Genomic DNA, 17,255 nt, shown 5'->3' on the forward strand with positions numbered 1-17,255 from the left:
ATTTTTTGCGCCTTTTTTTGCATTTTATTTTAATAATTAGCTCAGCTTAGGGACACATCATGGCAGCGATGGAGAGGTTATTTCAACTGATGAAGGAAAAACATGCATCTGACATGTTTTTCGCGATGAATTCGCCCATACATTTGAAAATTAATGGCAATCTGCTCCCTATCAATCAGCAGAAGATGGATCAGGCAAATATCTTGTCGCTGCTCAGCGAAGTGGTAGAGCCTGAGCATATGGAGCAACTGGAAGCCGAAAACGAACTCAATGTCGGTATCGGTGCTGCAGGCATAGGTCGCTTCCGTCTTTCGGCGTTCCGTCAGCGCGGCTCGATCTCTGCGGTCTTCCGTTATGTACCTGGTGATATTCCCAAGCTCGATACCTTGCATTTGCCACCGGTATTGTCAGAGCTGATTATGGAAAAACGTGGTTTGATCTTGCTGGTCGGTTCTACCGGCTCAGGCAAGTCAACCACGATTGCATCCATGCTGGATCACAGGAATGAAGTCAAGACTGGCCATATCCTGACACTGGAAGACCCGATAGAATTCCTGTTCCGCAGTAAAAAGTCCATCGTCAATCAGCGTGAAATCGGTAGCGATTCTGAAAGCCTGAAAACTGCGCTGAAAAACTCACTGCGCCAGGCGCCAGACTGCATCCTGATCGGTGAAATTCGCGACCTGGAAACCATGATGGCAGCGATTGCCTATGCACAATCCGGCCATCTGGTATTGGCGACCCTGCATGCGAATAATAGTTATCAGGCTTTGAACCGTATTATCAGCTTCTTCCCTATGGAAACGCGTAGTGCATTGTTGCTGGATTTGTCGTCTTCCATACGCGCGATTATCTCGCAGCGTCTGATACGCGCCAAAGATGGTGGTCGTGCACCGGCGGTCGAAATCATGCTCAATACCCGTTACGTGGCTGAGTTGATAGAACAAGGCGATATCTTCCAGATCAAGGAAGCGATTGAGAAAAGTTTGTCACCTGGTTCGCAAACATTTGAGCGCGCCCTCATGCATTTGATACGTGAAGGCTTGATCACGCAGGAAGAAGGCCTGGCCAACTCTGACTCTGCCAATAACTTGTTATGGTTGCTGAACAATGAAGCATCCACTGCGATAGCTGCAAAGCCAGAACCAGAACCAGAAACAAAAGAAGAAGCTTCTTTCACAGAATTTACCCTGAACGTATAAAGTATGACGCGATGCATTACCCTGTTTGGCATTCCAAACTGTGACACCGTAAAAAAAGCCCGTACCTGGTTGCAAGATCAGGAACTGGCTTTTGAATTCCATGATTTCAAAAAACAAGGCTTGAATCGTGCCGCCATAGAAACATGGCTGGAGCATCAAGGCCTGGATGTACTGATCAACCGCAAAGGCACTACCTGGCGCGCACTCAGTGATGTAGAAAAGGCCTCGACCACAGACACAGAACAGGCAATTGCACTCATGCTGGATAAACCATCTGTCATCAAACGCCCGGTATTGCTGATCAATAATGATGGCAAATCGCAAGTGAATGTCGGTTTTTCCGTGCCGCAGTACCAGTCCATTTTTCATAAGTAAACATGAGTAAAACACTAGCCCTGACCGAACAGCTGATCGCGCTGGATTCAGTCACACCTGAAGACAAAGGCTGTCAAAGCACTTTGATCGCCCTGCTGGAGCCTCTGGGCTTCCAGTGCGAAACCATACAATCCGGGGATGTGACCAATCTATGGGCCAGACGTGGTCAGACCCAGCCTTTGCTGGTGTTTGCTGGCCATACTGATGTAGTGCCTACCGGCCCTGTCACACAATGGCAGTCTGCCCCATTTTCACCAACTCACAGAGATGGCAAGTTATATGGCCGTGGCGCGGCTGATATGAAAACTTCGATTGCCGCTTTTGTGGTAGCGACAGAAGAATTTGTCGCGGCACATCCAGATCATAAGGGCTCCATCGGTTTTCTGATTACCAGTGATGAGGAAGGTCCGGCTACCGATGGCACAGTCGTTGTTTGCAAAAAACTCAAGGCTCGTGGCGAGCAGCTTGATTATTGCATCGTTGGCGAACCAACTTCTGTCGACAAGCTGGGTGACACTATCAAGAATGGCCGTCGTGGCACCATGTCGGGAAAACTGATCGTCAAAGGTGTGCAAGGTCATATCGCCTATCCACAACTGGCAAAAAACCCTATACATCTGGCAGCCCCTGCCATGGCTGAACTGGTAGCTGAAGTCTGGGATGAAGGCAATGAGTATTACCTGCCAACCTCCTGGCAAATGTCGAATATCCATGCTGGCACGGGTGCTTCCAACGTTATCCCTGGTGAAGCGGTCATCGATTTCAATTTCCGTTTTTCCACTGCCAGCACAGCCGAAGGCTTGCAACAACGTGTGCATGCCGTACTCGACAAACATGGCCTGGAATATGAGTTGAAGTGGACGGTAGGCGGACATCCTTTCCTGACACCCAAAGGCAGCCTCAGCGATGCACTGGGTGATGCCATACGTGCTGAGACAGGTATAGAGACAGAACTCTCCACTACCGGCGGCACTTCAGATGGCCGTTTCATCGCCAAGATCTGCCCACAGGTGGTGGAATTTGGGCCGCCAAATGCCAGCATACACAAAATTGACGAACACATAGAGCTGCAATACATAGACCCGCTCAAGAACATTTATCGCCGCACTCTGGAAAACCTGCTGACCTGATCAGCTCACCACTGGCCGATATGGAAACAATATGACTACACCCGCTACTACCTTCCTGACCCTGCGCGACCTGTTGCGCTATGCCGTCACCCGCTTCAACAAAGAGAAGCTGTTCTTTGGCCATGGCAGTGCCAATGCCCTGGATGAAGCCGCTTATTTGCTGCTACATACCTTGCACCTGCCACTCGACAAAATAGAGCCATTCCTGGATGCGCATTTATTGCCGTCAGAAATAGATGCGGTATTGCACGTGATTGACAGGCGTGCAGTAGACCGTGTGCCCGCTTCCTACATTACCAATGAAGCATGGCTCGGCACTTATAACTTCTATGTGGATGAACGCGTCATCGTGCCGCGCTCTTTTATTGCTGAATTAATCCCTGAACATTTTTCACCATGGGTGACAGATCCGGACAGCATCACCAACATCCTTGAACTGTGCACCGGTTCTGGCTGCCTGCCTATCATGCTGGCAGATATGTTCTCTGAAGCGCATGTGGATGCCGTCGATATTTCCAAAGATGCACTGGAAGTGGCAAAACGTAATGTGGCAACCTACGAATTGCAGGACCGCATTACCCTGATCGAGTCTGACTTGTACAGCAATGTGCCGAACAAGAAATATGACCTGATCATCACCAACCCACCGTATGTGAATTCTGGTTCCATGGCCAAACTGCCCAAGGAATACACACACGAACCGCAAATTGCCCTGGCTGGTGGTGATGACGGTATGGACCTGGTGCGCAAAATAGTTGCAGGTGCCGCACAACGCCTGACCGAAGACGGTTTGCTGATGGTGGAAATTGGCAATGAACGTGCCTTTGCCGAAGCTGCCTTCCCAGAACTGAACCTGACCTGGTTGAGCACCAGTGCCGGTGATGACATGGTATTTTTGGTAGAGGCTGACCAACTGAGTAATTTCACTGCATAAATCAGTATAGCGCAGTGTAATAAACATAATGAAGACGGGCAAAACCAGTTTTGCCCGTTTTTCCATTTTTTTGCATCAACAATAGCATTACCCATTAATTAAGTTTATATGATACGTCTTCAACAAGTCGTCCTGGCGCGCGGCATCAAACCATTATTTGACAGCGTCGATGTGACGCTCAATCCCGGCGACAAGATAGGCTTGATCGGCTCCAACGGCGCAGGCAAATCCAGTCTGTTTGCCATGTTGCGCGGTGAATTGCATCCTGACCAGGGCAGCATCGATTTCCCGGCCAAATGGCAGCTCGCCCACGTCGCACAGGAAACACCACCTCTGGAACGCAGCGCCATCGATTACGCGATAGATGGCGACGTCGCCTTGCGCAAGCTGGAAGCACAACTGGCTGAACTCGAAGCACAACCGGAGAGCTATGAAAACGGTATTGCCATCGGCAATATGTATGGTGCATTGGCCGATGCCGATGCCTACACCGTGCGCCCTCGTGCAGAACAATTACTGCTGGGCCTGGGCTTCAAGATCAATGAACTGGAACAATCCGTCGCCAGTTTTTCTGGTGGCTGGCGTATGCGCCTGAATCTGGCGCAGGCGCTGATGTGCAAATCCGATTTGCTGCTGCTTGATGAACCAACCAATCACTTGGATCTGGATGCCATCATCTGGCTGGAAGACTGGCTCAAGCGTTATGAAGGCACGTTGATCATTATTTCCCATGACCGCGACTTCCTTGACGGCGTGGTGAATGTCATCGTGCATATTGATGAGCGCAAGCTCAAGCGCTATGGTGGCAATTATTCCGGCTTTGAACGTCAGCGTGCAGCTCAGCTGGAACTGGCACAAGGCATGCTGGAGAAACAAAACCGCAAGCGCGCCCATCTGCAATCCTTTATTGACCGCTTCAAGGCCAAGGCATCCAAAGCCAAGCAGGCACAAAGCCGCATCAAGGCCTTGGCGCGCATGGAGGAAATGGCACCTTTGCGGGCTGCTGCTGAATTCTCTTTTGAATTCCGCGAACCATTGAGCGCCCCGAATCCCATGCTGGTGATGGAAGATGTGGATTGCGGCTACCGCGTAGAATCAGAAACTGATCACAGTTTCACCGAGAAAAAAATCGTGGGCGATGTCAAGTTCACCCTGCAAATCGGCCAGCGCATTGGTCTCCTGGGTGTGAATGGTGCGGGTAAATCCACACTCATCAAAACCATCGTTGGCGATATTGCACCATTGAACGGTGTCATGCAAACCGGCAAGGGTTTGTCCATAGGTTATTTTGCCCAGCACCAGGTAGAGATGCTGCGCCACGATGAATCACCTTTGTGGCACTTGGCCCATATTGCCCCTGATGTACGCGAGCAAGAATTACGCAACTTCCTCGGCGGCTTCAACTTCCCAGGCACGATGGTGAGCAGCCCTATCAAACCATTCTCAGGTGGAGAAAAAGCCCGCCTGGCATTGGCAATGATAGTCTGGCAGCGCCCTAACCTGCTGCTGCTGGATGAACCAACCAACCATCTGGACCTGGAAACCCGCGAAGCCCTGACCGATGCCCTGGCACAGTTTGAAGGCACTCTCGTCGTTGTTTCACATGATAGGCATTTGCTGCGCGCCACGACGGACCAGTTCATCATCGTTGCCGACGGCAAGCTGCAACCGTTCGATGGCGATCTGGACGACTACAAAGACTGGCTGTTCAAAAACAAACTGGAAAAAGCCAACCCTGCCCTACCAGAAAAAACCAAGGCACAGGAAGCGGCTTTACCACAAGCCAAGCCTGTTCCCGTTGCCAAGGTTGATGACAAGGAACAGCGAAAACGTGATGCCGACGAACGCACGCGCCTCGCCAATCTACGCAAACCGATAGAAACACGCATCAAGCGCCTCGAAGAACAGATGGCTAAATTGAACATCAAAAAGAAAGACATCGATGCGCAGTTGGAAGACGGCGATATTTATAACGATGCCAATAAGGAAAAGCTGAAGACACTGTTACTTGACCAGGCTTACGTCGTCAAGGAACTGGGGCAGATAGAAGCTGACTGGCTGGAACAGCAGGAGTTTCTGGAAGCGGTAGAATAAAGCAAAGGGGCGCATACAGCGCCCCTTGTTTTTTTTGATTCAAGAATTAAACCCAGTCACATGGATCAACCTGGTAATAGGCCCGCAATTGCTCATACAAGGCGGGGTGGTAGTGAGCAAGGTCGCGGCTTTTCTTGAAGAAGGCTTCAGTCACCACAGCAAAAAACTCTGCCGGATTGGTCGCACCATAAGGATCAATGATGCTAGCAATATCATTGGCGATCGCCTGATGCAGTTGCGCATACTCTCTTTCCATCAACGCCGACCATGCCTTGTAAGCTGCGGCTGACTTTAAGGCTGGTGCGCCATTGGTCGTTCCCGTTTCACTATCAAGCTGATGGGCAAATTCATGTATAACCACATCCTGCCCACGCGCTTCATTGTCGGGATTATACGCCACCTGATCCCATGCCAATATGACACGGCCATCACTCCATGATTCGCCACTGAGTCCCTGATTGGTATGCGTGACGATGCCATCGCTATTCATTTGAGTTCGGGGTGCCACGAATGCAGATGGATATACCAGGACATGGGTAAGTTGCGGATAAACATCCGATTCACGGTTCAGCAACAGCAGGCAAGCCTTACCCGCAATCGTTACCCTGATTTCATCAGTGATAGTCAAACCACCGCAGCCAACAAAATTTTTTTGATAGAGAAACTGGCGTATGCGCTTCTTCAACTGCATTTGCAGATCAGTCGGCATACGCGTATAGCCCGGCAGGTTTTTCCGTAGAATTTTAGAATAATTCAAGGGAAAAGCCTGTGACAGCACATGACGCAAACGCAGCCTTGGCAAGACAACGATGCCAAGTACGAGTAAAACAATAATAAGGAGTAACCATTCCATGTCGACAACCTAATCAGGATTGCGAATGTGATTTGCATCTAACATTCGTTGATCAGATGCAAATGGGCGCGACGAAGTTAAACTCAATAGCAATTAATATATAAGCTCATGGCCCTTGAAAATCAGCTTATCAGATCACATGGCATTAAATAATATGAATAAGATAATTTCATGAGAAGATATGATGGATTGATTTTTTCCTTCGAAAGCCTGGACCTTACTATGAAACACTGGGAAACTTTAAACTCAAAAATACTGATCAAAGATGATTGGATAACACTGAGCTCAGATACATGTCAGCTCCCCCAATGGAAGAACAATAGCACCTTACTATTTACTTCATGAAGCAGACTGGGTGCATGTGTTTGCCCAGGCAGATGATGGCCGTATATTGACCGTAAAGCAGTTTCGTTATGGTGCAAAAAAGGTTTGCATAGAATTGCCGGGTGGCGTCATTGATGAAGGTGAGACAGCTCTCCTTGCCGCGCAAAGAGAACTATTGGAAGAAACAGGCTACACCACTACACACTGGCAATCATTGGGAACCATGTACGCCAACCCGGCCCGTCAAACCAATAGCATCCACTTGTTCCTCGCTACCGGACTTAATTTAATGGGTAAGCAGCAACTGGATGTATCTGAAGAGATAGAATTCGACTTTCTGGCTATTCCTGAAATACAGCAAAAAATAGAAAAAAACGAGTTCTCCCAAGCGCTGCACATAGCCTCGTTCTACCGAGGGCTGCACGCATTAACCCTGAATACGAATAAATGATGAGAAGCAATCTGAGAAAAAAGATCATCGAAGTATGCAATAACAAAATAGAACAAAAAGGCAGCAATGTTGGTCTCTCCTTTTACGCCTTCTTTGCCAACAAAAACGATGACCCGCGATTATTGATGGAAGCCGCCACATGGTGGATCATGGAAAACAAGTTTGATCACTTTGAAAAGGCAGTCAAGATCAAGGCAATCGTTGACGCACTGGAAGAAAGCTGAAAAATTGGCAGCTCCCTGCAGTAAAAGAAAAGCGCAGGCATAATGAAGAAATCAGATTCTCTTCTTCATTCAGGCATTTTCAAAGACATGAGCGCTCTCTTCTCCCCCATCAAGCTTGGTTCGCTAAGTTTAAAAAATCGTATCCTCATTGCCCCCATGTGCCAGTACTCTGCTGAGGATGGCAAGGCGACCGACTGGCATCTGATACATTTGGGTGGACTGGCCTTGTCAGGCGCAGGTTTATTGATACTGGAAGCCACTGCGGTTGAAGCCATAGGCCGCATCTCTCCTGGCGACCTGGGCTTGTGGTCAGATGAGACAGAAGCAGCACTGGCTAAAGTATTGGCATCAATACGACGGCATTCTGCCATGCCTATTGCCATACAACTGGGCCATGCAGGACGCAAAGCATCTAGCGAGGCGCCATGGCATGGTGGTCAATTGATTGCACTGGAGGACGGTGGATGGCAAATGGCAGCACCCTCTGCCCTGCCGCATGCGCAAGCTGAACGTGCACCATTGGCATTGGATGACGCTGGCCTGCAACGCGTGAAACAGGCCTTTGTTGATGCTGCGATACGTGCACACCGGCTGGGTATTGATGCGATAGAAATCCATGCAGCGCATGGTTATTTGCTGCATCAATTTTTATCCCCCATTGCTAATCAGCGCATTGATTCATATGGTGGTTCAGTGGAAAATCGTCTGCGCTTTCCGCTGGAGGTATTTGATGCTGTGCGGGTGGCAGTTCCCAAGGACAGCATGGCAGTTGGCTTGCGACTGTCAGCAACAGACTGGGTAGCAGGTGGCCTGGATATTGCACAAAGCAAGCTCTTCGTCCAGGCACTGGAGGCAAGAGGCTGTGACTTTATCCATGTTTCCAGTGGTGGCGTCTCACCTGAACAAAAAATCCCACTCGGCCCTGGCTATCAAGTTCATCTTGCTGAGGAAATCAAGCAGCACTGTAGCTTGCCAATCATCGCAGTCGGCCTGATCACGGATGCTCAACAGGCAGAAGGCATCATTGCTAATGGCCAGGCTGATGCCATCGCCATTGCGCGGGGTATTTTGTATGACCCGCACTGGCCCTGGCATGCTGCCGCCCAATTGGGTGCAACTGTAGACGCACCACGACAATACTGGCGCTCACAACCGCGTGACCAGAAAAACCTGTTTGGCGATACCAGGATAGGGCAACGCTAGCACCTCTGTTCACCTCCTGTTTTGGCAGGAAGTGAGCCTGCATCATAGATTACCCTCGCTCAGGGCTGTCAGATTGTAGTTGCATGAAATTTTCAATTTGCGCGTAATAGCAAGGTAAAACCTTGTATAAGCTTGCCTTACCTTGCGCAGTAAGTCGCAATAATTTAACGCGTGCATCCGTGTCGCCATCCATGAATTCCAGCAATCCATCCGTTGCCAGGGTTTGCAAGGTACGCGTCATCACCGGGCGCGACACGTCCAGGCGTGCAGCCACTTCGCTAGGCATCAAACCCTTGCGTTCAACTTCACGATCGAGCACGATCAGAATGAGAAATCGCAGTTGAGACAAATCATGGCTAGCGAAATAAGCATCCAGTTCACGCATCAACAAGCTGGCTTGCCTGAGCATGTGCAGTGCTGCTTCTACAGTGTCTATTTTCATTGCAGGGAAGCGCTGCTGATAGGTCTCCAGCATCTGGCGTGTAGGTAATTCTTTTAAAAAGAACATTTTTCAGGCTTTCAGCAAGCGCACCAGTTCGGCGGCATTGGTCCCACCACCAAAGTGATGCAAGATATGTTCATGAAAGTATTCATCCTGGGCGCGTGTAAATGCCGCACATGCATCGCTGACGACATACGCATTCAAACCGCTATCATGCGCGTCACGCAAGGTGGACTCTACACAAACATGCGTGGCAAAACCCATGAGGAAGATGGTATCAATACGATTATTGCGTAAATATGGGTCCAGGTTTGAATTCTTGAGCACGCTGGCGCCCGAGCGGCCATGCACAATAAACTCCCCCTTTTCTGGTATGAAGGGTGCGACAAATTCTGCACCCGCCCCTGTCCAGGTCTGCGCTTTGGGGATTGCTGAACGCAAGCCCAATACTTGCTGGCCCTTGCCAAATAATTGATACCCGGGATCATCACGCAGGTCGAGTCCGGCATGCACGACTCCTCCACCATGCTCACGGACGGCCGCCAGGACTAGCGCGGCTTGCGCAACCGCATTTCTGAAAGCAGCTTTATCCTGGACCAGTTTCTCAAATAGCAAACCACTTTCATCCAGCCATTCGGACTGGAATTCTATAAAAACAAAAGCAGAACGGCTTTTATCAAAAGTATCTTTCAATTGTGCGGTCATGACATTTACCTCATTTAGTTATCATGGTAACTATTATCAAAATAAAAAAGAGCAATGTCAAGGCATTTACCAACATTACGCTGGTAAAACCTTTACACTGCTCTGGAGGCGAGAATTTGGGAAGAGCTAATTCAATTTCTTTAGCGCATCCTTAACATAGCTGGCATTCTGACTATTCGGTGAAAGTTCCAGAAAACTGGTGTAGGCTTTTTGCGCTTTTTCATTCTCGTGCAAAAGTGCCCTGGCATCACCCAGGTTCAAATAGGCAATTGCCCTGGATGGATCTATCTGCAAGGTATTTTCAAACCAGCGGGCTGCCTCGGCATATTTTTGCTGCTTGAAGTAAACAAAGCCCAGGTTATTTGCTGCCAGGCCAAAGTCAGGACGATATTTCAAAGCCTCGGTAAATGCTGCTTCGGCTTGTGCGTATTGCTTTTCTTTGTAGAGTTGTAAACCATGATCATTGGCTCTTTGCGCTAACTGACGCGATGAGCCATCGACCAATTTTGGCGCAGCAATTTTTTGTTCTCCGCCAGTCAGATTTTTGATGACGATGGGCGTATCGCTACCTGCCTTGACGACTGCCCCGTCCAGCTTGTTATTGAGCGCAATGGCATCAGCAGATAATTGATTGCTTTTTGCACTGAGGAACTCCCCTTCACCGCGTATTTCGAACACAAATTCGCCTCCTTCAGAACCTGGCAAGCTACCAAATGCTGGTGTTTGTTGCGACACGCTTGATACTGCTGGCGCTATATAAGCTGCCAGTTCTGTTGCCGTAATCATGCCATCGCCATTCATATCGGCCTTACCACTCAAGGCTTGCAGCAAAGTCCAGGTAAAGACCGAATGACCATTCGGGCCACCATCAGCCACCAGTTGGTCGGCACCACCAGCGGTCAGCATTTGACGCCCTATGCGCTTGCCATTTTCACGCAAGAATGCGCTGGTGCCACCACCACGCGTCAAACCCAGGCCGCTATAGCAGGCATCCATGACAAACAGGATGTGCTTGGCATTGAGGCTTTCAGCGATATTCTGTAAATCCGTCATGGGTATTGCATCCACCGATAATTGCTCGGGATCGGAATCAACGGGGATGATGTAACCCAGGCTACGACCAGAACTCAGTTTCCTGGTGGCTCCATGACCGGCGAAGAAAACAAAGACTCTGTCGTCTTTTTTCAGCTGCCCATGTCCCAGTTTGTCATGGAATAAGGCCAGGATATTATTCCGGGTCGCATCTGCATTGGTCAATGTCAATACCTTATCGCCAGCAAAGCCCATGTGATTGATCAAGGTATCGCGAATCGCATTGGCATCCTGCACTGCATATTGCAGCTTGGGCCATTTCGCATAATCATTGATGCCAATCACGATAGCCCAACTATTTTGATAGTCCGTAGTGATACTGACTTTTTCTGGCGTAGGCTTGCCGCCTTTGGCAATCTTGAAGTCTGTGCCATCCCAGGAGGCAAAACTATAGCCATCTGCAATCAATTTATCCAATACCAGAGGCAAGGCTTTGACCGTGCGCTCGTGGATATCATGGAAAAGGATAATACCCCGTTGTTCTTTTTCCAGAGTGCCCAATACGCGACCTGCGATGGAATTAGGCACAGGATCGGCCCAATCCAGGGAATCGATATTCCACATGACAGAACGCAAGCCCAGCTTATTCAGGATTTGCATACCCTCTTTGTTCTTGGCGCCGTATGGGAAGCGGAATAGAGATGAGCGCGCCGGGTCTATGGCTTTCAGCAATTTATCTGTCTGCTCGATTTCTGCATTCAGGTTATTACCACTTTGCTTGGACAACAAGGCATGACTAAAGCTGTGATTGGCCAGCACATGGCCTGCACTCAACAGTCTTTTGCTGGTTTCTGCATTCTTGTTCAGCAACTCCTTGCCCTGTGCATCAATACTGCCGACGTTCTTGCCAACCTGGAAGAACACGCCGGGTACATTATATTGCTTGAGTATCGCCGCAATTTCATCGGTATAGGTCGCATGCGGGCCGTCATCGAAAGTCAGGACCACGGTTTTGGGAGGCAAGCCCTGACCGAAAATCTCTTTATCTTTTTCATCCGCTGGCCCAGGTTTTTCTGGATAAGGCAGGATAATGCCGTAATCCTTGAGAATTTGTTCACGGTTATATAGCTTGCGCAGTTTGCTAATATAGTCATCCCAACGCTCACGTTTAAGCTCTATGGTACGTGATTCAAAACGTGAGAAAATTTCCTTGAGTTCTTTGTCATATTCCTTTTCAATCTCGCTTAAGGCGTTCAAGTCTTCGCTTATGCGCTTATGCAATTTTATGGATGGCAAGGTTTGCTCACTGGCGATCAGTTTTTGCATCTTGAGCAAAACTTCACTGAAGGCAAGGCGATCAGCATCATATAAATCTTCGCCGGACTCTATATAAGTCAATATGGCGTCAAAGCTGGCTTCACGCTGGGCATTATGCAGTGACTTCAATTTGCTGAAATAAGTATCCAGCTCATTAAGCCTGACCAGATTTTCATGAAATAAAGCCTGGCCTACACGGTTTGCTTCATTGCGCTCTTTGGCAGTGAGTTTTTTTTCATCGGCCAACAAGATGATGATTTTGCGATAAGCCACCAGCAAACCATTCAAGTCCTCAGGCAACTTGGCAGGGTCAAATGCCTCTTTTTGTTCTACCTGTACACTACCAGCTTGACTGCCCGGCGTTTGATTTATCTTTTGCACTACGAAATACGAACCAATTGCCAAACCGACTACCGCAAGGGCAGACAAAATAATTTTTTGAGGTTTCATCAGAAATAATGCAGACAGCGAAGTAAAGAATAGCCCGATATCATATTGCAAATGCCGTACGACATGGTTGCTTCAGAAAACTACTTAAGTATTAATTGCGTATTTTTTGTAACTAATTCCCAAGTTTATCCAGGTTTTTAGCCGCTTCACGCAAAGTCAGGCCAGAAAATTTATCTTTGTTCTGATGCAAAAATGCACGAATAGCAGCTGGATCATGCCAGGCATAGTCACGCAAGGCCCAGCCTATGGCCTTACGGATGAAAAATTCTTTTTCATCCGCCAGCTTCAGGGCATAGTTAAACAGCCTGTCCGCATCTGTTTGTTCACGCCAGCCCAGTTGGTGCAGTATGGCGATACGTTGCACCCAAAAATCCTCATGCTGCAAAGCCACATCCATGCTGACTTGTATCTGCCTGCTTTCTTTTACATTTTGTCGCAGCAAATCACCGATGACTCCCGCCAATCCATCGACGCTGTCCCACCAGGATTTTTGCTGTACCAGTGCCAATAAGGCAGGCAAATCTTCAGCTCCCAGGCGGCGCCAGTGTTTAGCCAGAATATCGATGGCCAGATATTGATACTCACGCTCCGCATACCCCCATAGGGCTCTGGCAATTTCCAGTAGTTGAGTGGCAGTCGCCGCCTTTAAATCCTTGATGCCTGCAGAGCTAGCTTTGCGTCTTTCTGGTGCTGAAATACCCAGAAATTCAAAATGATTTTTCATATAGGCGCGCATGGTGATGGCGCGCTCGGGATCTGCAATTTGTGACAAAGCGTCTTGAAAATTGGCGATTACCTTGCTGATATCCATCATTACTCCTCTGCCTATACATGCAATTAAAAAATCAGCTTTTCAGCTTAGCTCCTGAAAAGCTGATGCATGTCTCAATAACAGATTTTAATTGGAATTCACGACCACTGACTGATTACCCTTATTCAATAAATCTTTGGCTGCCAGCGCGAGAAAAGCATCGACTGCAGAACTGCTGCCGCTGCCACCTGTCTGTATGCTGGGCACCATGGCAATATGGCCTTTCTCTATTGCTTCCGCAAATCGCAGCAGCACAGTTTGCTGGAATTGCAGCTCTGGGCCACCATAAGCTTCTACATTCAACTCGGTTGCTTTCGCTTGTGCTTCACCTATCTGCTGGATTTGATAAGCCTCGGCATTAGCCAGTGTGCGTTTTGCATCGGCAGCACCTGATGCCACTTGGCGTGCCTCTTCGGCTGCCTTGATGGCTTTTTGCACTGCTGCACTACCCTGATTCTCTGCAATTTTGACTGCCAATTCCGATTCGGTAATCGCCGTTTGTTGTTTTGCCTTGGCTTCTGCCTCACGCAAAATACGCTCTTGTACGGCTGCAGTTTCCTTGGTTTTATAGGTTTCCAGCTGCTCTCTTGATACCTGGCGTTCACGCAATTGCTTGAGGATGACTTCTATCTGAGTATCACCAGTTTTGGCACGCGGCGTGCCGATCAGGACTTCATTCAGGGTCAGGTTATAACCTTCAAAATTCTTGCGCATTTCTGCTTTGGCGCGCTCTTGTATATCTGAGCGTTCTTGCAGCAATTCAATCAAGGTTTTGCCCTGCCCTATGTTTTTGAAATAGGCAGCCACCATGGGGTCCAGGGTTTGCTCTACCAGTTTTTGAATGTCGCCAAATCTTTGTATGACCAACGGTGCCATCTTATAATCAATATTAACAACTACCGACAAAGGCAGGTCAGGCTCAAATGCATCCTTGGTTATCAGTGATACTTCGCTCAAGTGTTTGTCCAGTTCATGGGAACCAACTTGGCCAGACTGCCATTTCAAAATGAAGTTGGTGGTAGGCACATCGATGACACGTTTGGCATAGGGATTGAGCGCATATTTACCTGGTAAAAGCGGGGTCACCTGCACACCTTTTTCATCACTACTTACCAGTTCGCCATGCCGATAAGCATCACCCGTCACGTCATTACCCGCCTTACCCGTATAAGAGACCACTACGCCAACATAGCCAACCGGCACTACGCGTTTCTCCACAATTTCATAGCTGGCAAAACGTGCATTCAGATAATAAGTACCTTCGACCAGGACTTGCAACTGACGGCCTTTGTAGCCACCAGCTTCAATAAATACTTCCGGATTCTGAAAGTCGTGATGATAACTAGCTTCCACATGCGGATCGGCACCCACGACGGGCGCAACTATTGTGCCCTCCGGCAGGGATTGTCCTTCATGCGTGGTAATCACAGCCAGTTTGTCATCCCGTATCACCAAAGGCAGGAAACCATTGCGCAAACGCAGTTCATCCAGCATTTCTGCCAATTGCCCAACTACGATGCCATCATTGCTGACATTACCATCACCAGGCAAGGGTAATGCATAGACACGGTCGGCAGTCAGCACGACAAATTGTGCCAGATTGATGGCATAAGTACCTTCACGCAAAATTTTGCGCTGCAGACCTTTTTGACCGGCATTGGTGAGAAAGCCGCGGACATCGGTAAAGTCATTTGCGGCCTTATTGCAAGCCAGATTTTGCGTGGGCGACATGGCCTGACCATCACGGGCAAATACATAAGCCAGAGTGCCCTGCTGTATCGTCACCAGGTCATGTCTGTGGATGGAGTATTGGAACGGGAAAAACATGTGAAAACCACCACGTAGGACTTCAGGCTGAAAACCTGCTTCGCCATTCAAGGCAATAAAACCATGCTGGACAGAACCACTGCCGGACCATTTCTTTTCTACGATACCGATTTTCTCATTCGAGATATAGACCAGAACATTGCTGCTATACAACAACAGAATAATGACAGCAATGACGACTGCCAAAATAATTTCAAACATACTTAGCCTCTTTTTAAAATGTCCGATAATTCGGAAATGCAGCAGCGCTACTGGCATCTGGTGGATGCCAGCAGTACAACTGGATGGTGTTTATATGATGTGTTGATGAGGAGTCTGTCACACTCCTCACCTGATTAGACGGGTCGTCGCGGCGACTCAGTGACAGCAGGTTTTTGAGATTTGACTACTTGCATGGCAGTTGCGATCAGGCCACTCATATCCCCAAGATTGGCCGGGACAATAATCGAGTTATTGGTTTTGGCCAGATTACCGAATGCATTCACATATTGCTCAGCCACTTTCAAATTAACGGCATCTGCGCCGCCTGGTGACTGTATCGCTGCGGCAGTTTTACGGATAGCCTCAGCACTTGCTTCAGCAATTGCCAATATCGCTGCAGCCTGACCTTGCGCACGGTTGATCGATGCCTGTTTCTCACCTTCGGATTTGGCAATCGATGCTTCGCGCTCACCAGTCGCGATATTGATTTGCTCTTGCTTGCGGCCTTCAGATGCAGCGATCAGTGCACGTTTCTCACGTTCAGCAGTAATTTGCGCCTGCATGGCATGCAAGATTTCTTTTGGTGGTGTCAAATCCTTGATCTCATAACGCAAGACCTTGACACCCCAGTTGGCGGCCGATTCATCAATGGCATTCACGATGGTGGTATTGATGTGATCACGCTCTTCAAAAGTTTTGTCCAGCTCCATCTTACCTATGACAGAACGCAGCGTAGTTTGTGCCAATTGCGTGATGGCAGAGATATAGTTGGACGAACCATAAGAAGCTCGCATGGCATCCGTAATCTGAAAATACAAAATGCCATCCACTTGCAACTGCGTATTGTCCCTGGTAATACAAACCTGCGGTGGCACATCCAGCGGGATTTCTTTCAGTATGTGTTTATAAGCGATGCGATCAACAAAAGGCACCACGATATTTAAACCTGGTCCCAGAGTGGCATGATATTTTCCCAGACGCTCTACCACCCAGGCATGCTGTTGTGGTACGACATTGATGGTCTTGAAAACGAATACCATGGCCAACACTAATAAAACCAGAGCGACGCTACCTATATTTTCCATATCCTTACCTTTATTGTTATTTAGACTGTCTTATATGATTTCAATTATTATTTGCACTGCTACGACGGTTTTACGATCAAACGGCTACCTTGTATTTCTTCAATGATATAAGCACCGGGATAGCCTGCCGAGTGCTGCAACTCCACATCCCACATGGCACCGCGATACATGGTTCTTGCCGCATATTTGCCATTTCCTATGTCCTTCCATTCACTGACTTGCAGAGTCTGCCCTATATCCATATTCACATTCGGGTCACGTGCCGCATTTGCGTTTTCTTTCCAGCCATATTTACTCTTGTGCAAAGCCAGTGTAGCAACAGCACCAACAACAGCTGCAACAATCATTTGGCTTGCTGAACCCAATTGAAAAACCGCGGCCAAAGCACCCGCCACCAAACCAATTGAAATCATCAGCAAATAAAAAGTGCCCGTAAATAACTCAAATATCACGACCATACCCGCCAATATCATCCACATCATCCATGCATTCATATTCTTGTTCTCCTTATTAGTTTTATACTTATTGACACCACCACATTGACATTTTCTACGACAGGCTTATTTTTTTCATCGGTAATCGCCGTAGAAATTTA

The 17,255-nt window shown here is 48.4% G+C and carries 16 protein-coding genes; 8 read left to right on the forward strand and 8 right to left on the reverse strand.

The genetic code is table 11. The annotated features are described in order from the left end of the window. Nucleotides 1–59 precede the first annotated feature (59 nt). From ACO0LC_RS14810 to ACO0LC_RS14830, 5 genes are all read left to right on the forward strand, one after another. Entirely contained in the window at nucleotides 60–1,202 is a 1,143-nt protein-coding gene (locus tag ACO0LC_RS14810) for a PilT/PilU family type 4a pilus ATPase (RefSeq protein WP_423004350.1), read from the forward strand. 3 nt (nucleotides 1,203–1,205) lie between these two features. Then, nucleotides 1,206–1,577 (forward strand): ArsC family reductase, encoded by a 372-nt coding sequence (locus tag ACO0LC_RS14815; RefSeq protein WP_423004352.1) that lies wholly within the window; start codon nucleotides 1,206–1,208, stop codon nucleotides 1,575–1,577. A gap of 2 nt (nucleotides 1,578–1,579) precedes the next feature. Then, nucleotides 1,580–2,707, forward strand: a complete 1,128-nt coding sequence (gene dapE, locus ACO0LC_RS14820; RefSeq protein ID WP_423004354.1) for a succinyl-diaminopimelate desuccinylase — start codon at nucleotides 1,580–1,582, stop codon at nucleotides 2,705–2,707. A 31-nt stretch (nucleotides 2,708–2,738) separates the two neighbouring features. Beyond that, nucleotides 2,739–3,641 carry a 50S ribosomal protein L3 N(5)-glutamine methyltransferase gene (prmB, locus tag ACO0LC_RS14825; protein ID WP_423004356.1) on the forward strand — a complete coding sequence of 301 codons (903 nt, stop codon included), beginning with the start codon at nucleotides 2,739–2,741 and terminating at the stop codon, nucleotides 3,639–3,641. 108 nt (nucleotides 3,642–3,749) lie between these two features. Next, a complete protein-coding gene (locus ACO0LC_RS14830; RefSeq protein ID WP_423004358.1) occupies nucleotides 3,750–5,735 on the forward strand; it encodes an ATP-binding cassette domain-containing protein in 1,986 nt (661 codons plus the stop codon). A gap of 46 nt (nucleotides 5,736–5,781) precedes the next feature. Here ACO0LC_RS14830 and ACO0LC_RS14835 read toward each other — a convergent pair whose 3' ends face one another. Beyond that, entirely contained in the window at nucleotides 5,782–6,588 is an 807-nt protein-coding gene (locus ACO0LC_RS14835) for a zinc-dependent peptidase (protein ID WP_423004360.1), read from the reverse strand. Nucleotides 6,589–6,949: 361 nt separating this feature from the next. Between ACO0LC_RS14835 and ACO0LC_RS14840 the strand changes: the two genes are divergently transcribed. The 3 genes from ACO0LC_RS14840 to ACO0LC_RS14850 all read left to right on the forward strand — a co-directional run bounded on the left by ACO0LC_RS14840 (nucleotide 6,950) and on the right by ACO0LC_RS14850 (nucleotide 8,790). After that, nucleotides 6,950–7,363 (forward strand): NUDIX hydrolase, encoded by a 414-nt coding sequence (locus ACO0LC_RS14840; RefSeq protein WP_423004362.1) that lies wholly within the window; start codon nucleotides 6,950–6,952, stop codon nucleotides 7,361–7,363. Further along, a complete protein-coding gene (locus tag ACO0LC_RS14845) occupies nucleotides 7,360–7,587 on the forward strand; it encodes a DUF6500 family protein (protein ID WP_423004364.1) in 228 nt (75 codons plus the stop codon). The genes ACO0LC_RS14840 and ACO0LC_RS14845 overlap by 4 nt, the downstream gene beginning before the upstream one ends. Before the next feature lie 87 nt (nucleotides 7,588–7,674). After that, nucleotides 7,675–8,790 (forward strand): NADH:flavin oxidoreductase/NADH oxidase, encoded by a 1,116-nt coding sequence (locus tag ACO0LC_RS14850; RefSeq protein ID WP_423004366.1) that lies wholly within the window; start codon nucleotides 7,675–7,677, stop codon nucleotides 8,788–8,790. Between the two features lie 49 nt (nucleotides 8,791–8,839). On the opposite strand, the gene ACO0LC_RS14855 is transcribed toward ACO0LC_RS14850, so the two are convergent. The 7 genes from ACO0LC_RS14855 to ACO0LC_RS14885 form a co-directional block, all read right to left on the reverse strand. Beyond that, the gene (locus ACO0LC_RS14855) at nucleotides 8,840–9,298 is read right to left on the reverse strand and encodes a MarR family winged helix-turn-helix transcriptional regulator (protein WP_423004368.1); all 459 of its coding nucleotides are present in this window, start codon (nucleotides 9,296–9,298) and stop codon (nucleotides 8,840–8,842) included. A gap of 3 nt (nucleotides 9,299–9,301) precedes the next feature. After that, nucleotides 9,302–9,937 (reverse strand): cysteine hydrolase, encoded by a 636-nt coding sequence (locus tag ACO0LC_RS14860; RefSeq protein WP_423004370.1) that lies wholly within the window; start codon nucleotides 9,935–9,937, stop codon nucleotides 9,302–9,304. A gap of 126 nt (nucleotides 9,938–10,063) precedes the next feature. Further along, nucleotides 10,064–12,736 (reverse strand): polysaccharide deacetylase family protein, encoded by a 2,673-nt coding sequence (locus ACO0LC_RS14865; RefSeq protein ID WP_423004372.1) that lies wholly within the window; start codon nucleotides 12,734–12,736, stop codon nucleotides 10,064–10,066. A 112-nt stretch (nucleotides 12,737–12,848) separates the two neighbouring features. Then, entirely contained in the window at nucleotides 12,849–13,547 is a 699-nt protein-coding gene (locus ACO0LC_RS14870) for a DNA alkylation repair protein (RefSeq protein WP_423004374.1), read from the reverse strand. A gap of 87 nt (nucleotides 13,548–13,634) precedes the next feature. Next, entirely contained in the window at nucleotides 13,635–15,575 is a 1,941-nt protein-coding gene (locus ACO0LC_RS14875; protein WP_423004376.1) for an SPFH domain-containing protein, read from the reverse strand. A gap of 134 nt (nucleotides 15,576–15,709) precedes the next feature. After that, on the reverse strand, nucleotides 15,710–16,660 hold the full coding sequence (locus tag ACO0LC_RS14880) for an SPFH domain-containing protein (RefSeq protein WP_423004378.1): 951 nt from the start codon (nucleotides 16,658–16,660) through the stop codon (nucleotides 15,710–15,712). Between the two features lie 59 nt (nucleotides 16,661–16,719). After that, the gene (locus tag ACO0LC_RS14885) at nucleotides 16,720–17,154 is read right to left on the reverse strand and encodes an NfeD family protein (RefSeq protein WP_423004380.1); all 435 of its coding nucleotides are present in this window, start codon (nucleotides 17,152–17,154) and stop codon (nucleotides 16,720–16,722) included. Nucleotides 17,155–17,255 lie beyond the last annotated feature (101 nt).

The sequence above is a fragment of the Undibacterium sp. JH2W genome, from assembly GCF_049340425.1.
In the GTDB taxonomy this organism is placed as follows: domain Bacteria; phylum Pseudomonadota; class Gammaproteobacteria; order Burkholderiales; family Burkholderiaceae_D; genus Undibacterium.

Coding starts and splice junctions, on each gene's coding strand:
- ACO0LC_RS14810 (WP_423004350.1), top strand. CDS start 60: ATGGCAGCGATGGAGAGGTTATTTCAACTGATGAAGGAAAAACATGCA.
- ACO0LC_RS14815 (WP_423004352.1), top strand. CDS start 1,206: ATGACGCGATGCATTACCCTGTTTGGCATTCCAAACTGTGACACCGTA.
- dapE (WP_423004354.1), top strand. CDS start 1,580: ATGAGTAAAACACTAGCCCTGACCGAACAGCTGATCGCGCTGGATTCA.
- prmB (WP_423004356.1), top strand. CDS start 2,739: ATGACTACACCCGCTACTACCTTCCTGACCCTGCGCGACCTGTTGCGC.
- ACO0LC_RS14830 (WP_423004358.1), top strand. CDS start 3,750: ATGATACGTCTTCAACAAGTCGTCCTGGCGCGCGGCATCAAACCATTA.
- ACO0LC_RS14835 (WP_423004360.1), bottom strand. CDS start 6,588: ATGGAATGGTTACTCCTTATTATTGTTTTACTCGTACTTGGCATCGTT.
- ACO0LC_RS14845 (WP_423004364.1), top strand. CDS start 7,360: ATGATGAGAAGCAATCTGAGAAAAAAGATCATCGAAGTATGCAATAAC.
- ACO0LC_RS14850 (WP_423004366.1), top strand. CDS start 7,675: ATGAGCGCTCTCTTCTCCCCCATCAAGCTTGGTTCGCTAAGTTTAAAA.
- ACO0LC_RS14855 (WP_423004368.1), bottom strand. CDS start 9,298: ATGTTCTTTTTAAAAGAATTACCTACACGCCAGATGCTGGAGACCTAT.
- ACO0LC_RS14860 (WP_423004370.1), bottom strand. CDS start 9,937: ATGACCGCACAATTGAAAGATACTTTTGATAAAAGCCGTTCTGCTTTT.
- ACO0LC_RS14865 (WP_423004372.1), bottom strand. CDS start 12,736: ATGAAACCTCAAAAAATTATTTTGTCTGCCCTTGCGGTAGTCGGTTTG.
- ACO0LC_RS14870 (WP_423004374.1), bottom strand. CDS start 13,547: ATGGATATCAGCAAGGTAATCGCCAATTTTCAAGACGCTTTGTCACAA.
- ACO0LC_RS14875 (WP_423004376.1), bottom strand. CDS start 15,575: ATGTTTGAAATTATTTTGGCAGTCGTCATTGCTGTCATTATTCTGTTG.
- ACO0LC_RS14880 (WP_423004378.1), bottom strand. CDS start 16,660: ATGGAAAATATAGGTAGCGTCGCTCTGGTTTTATTAGTGTTGGCCATG.
- ACO0LC_RS14885 (WP_423004380.1), bottom strand. CDS start 17,154: ATGAATGCATGGATGATGTGGATGATATTGGCGGGTATGGTCGTGATA.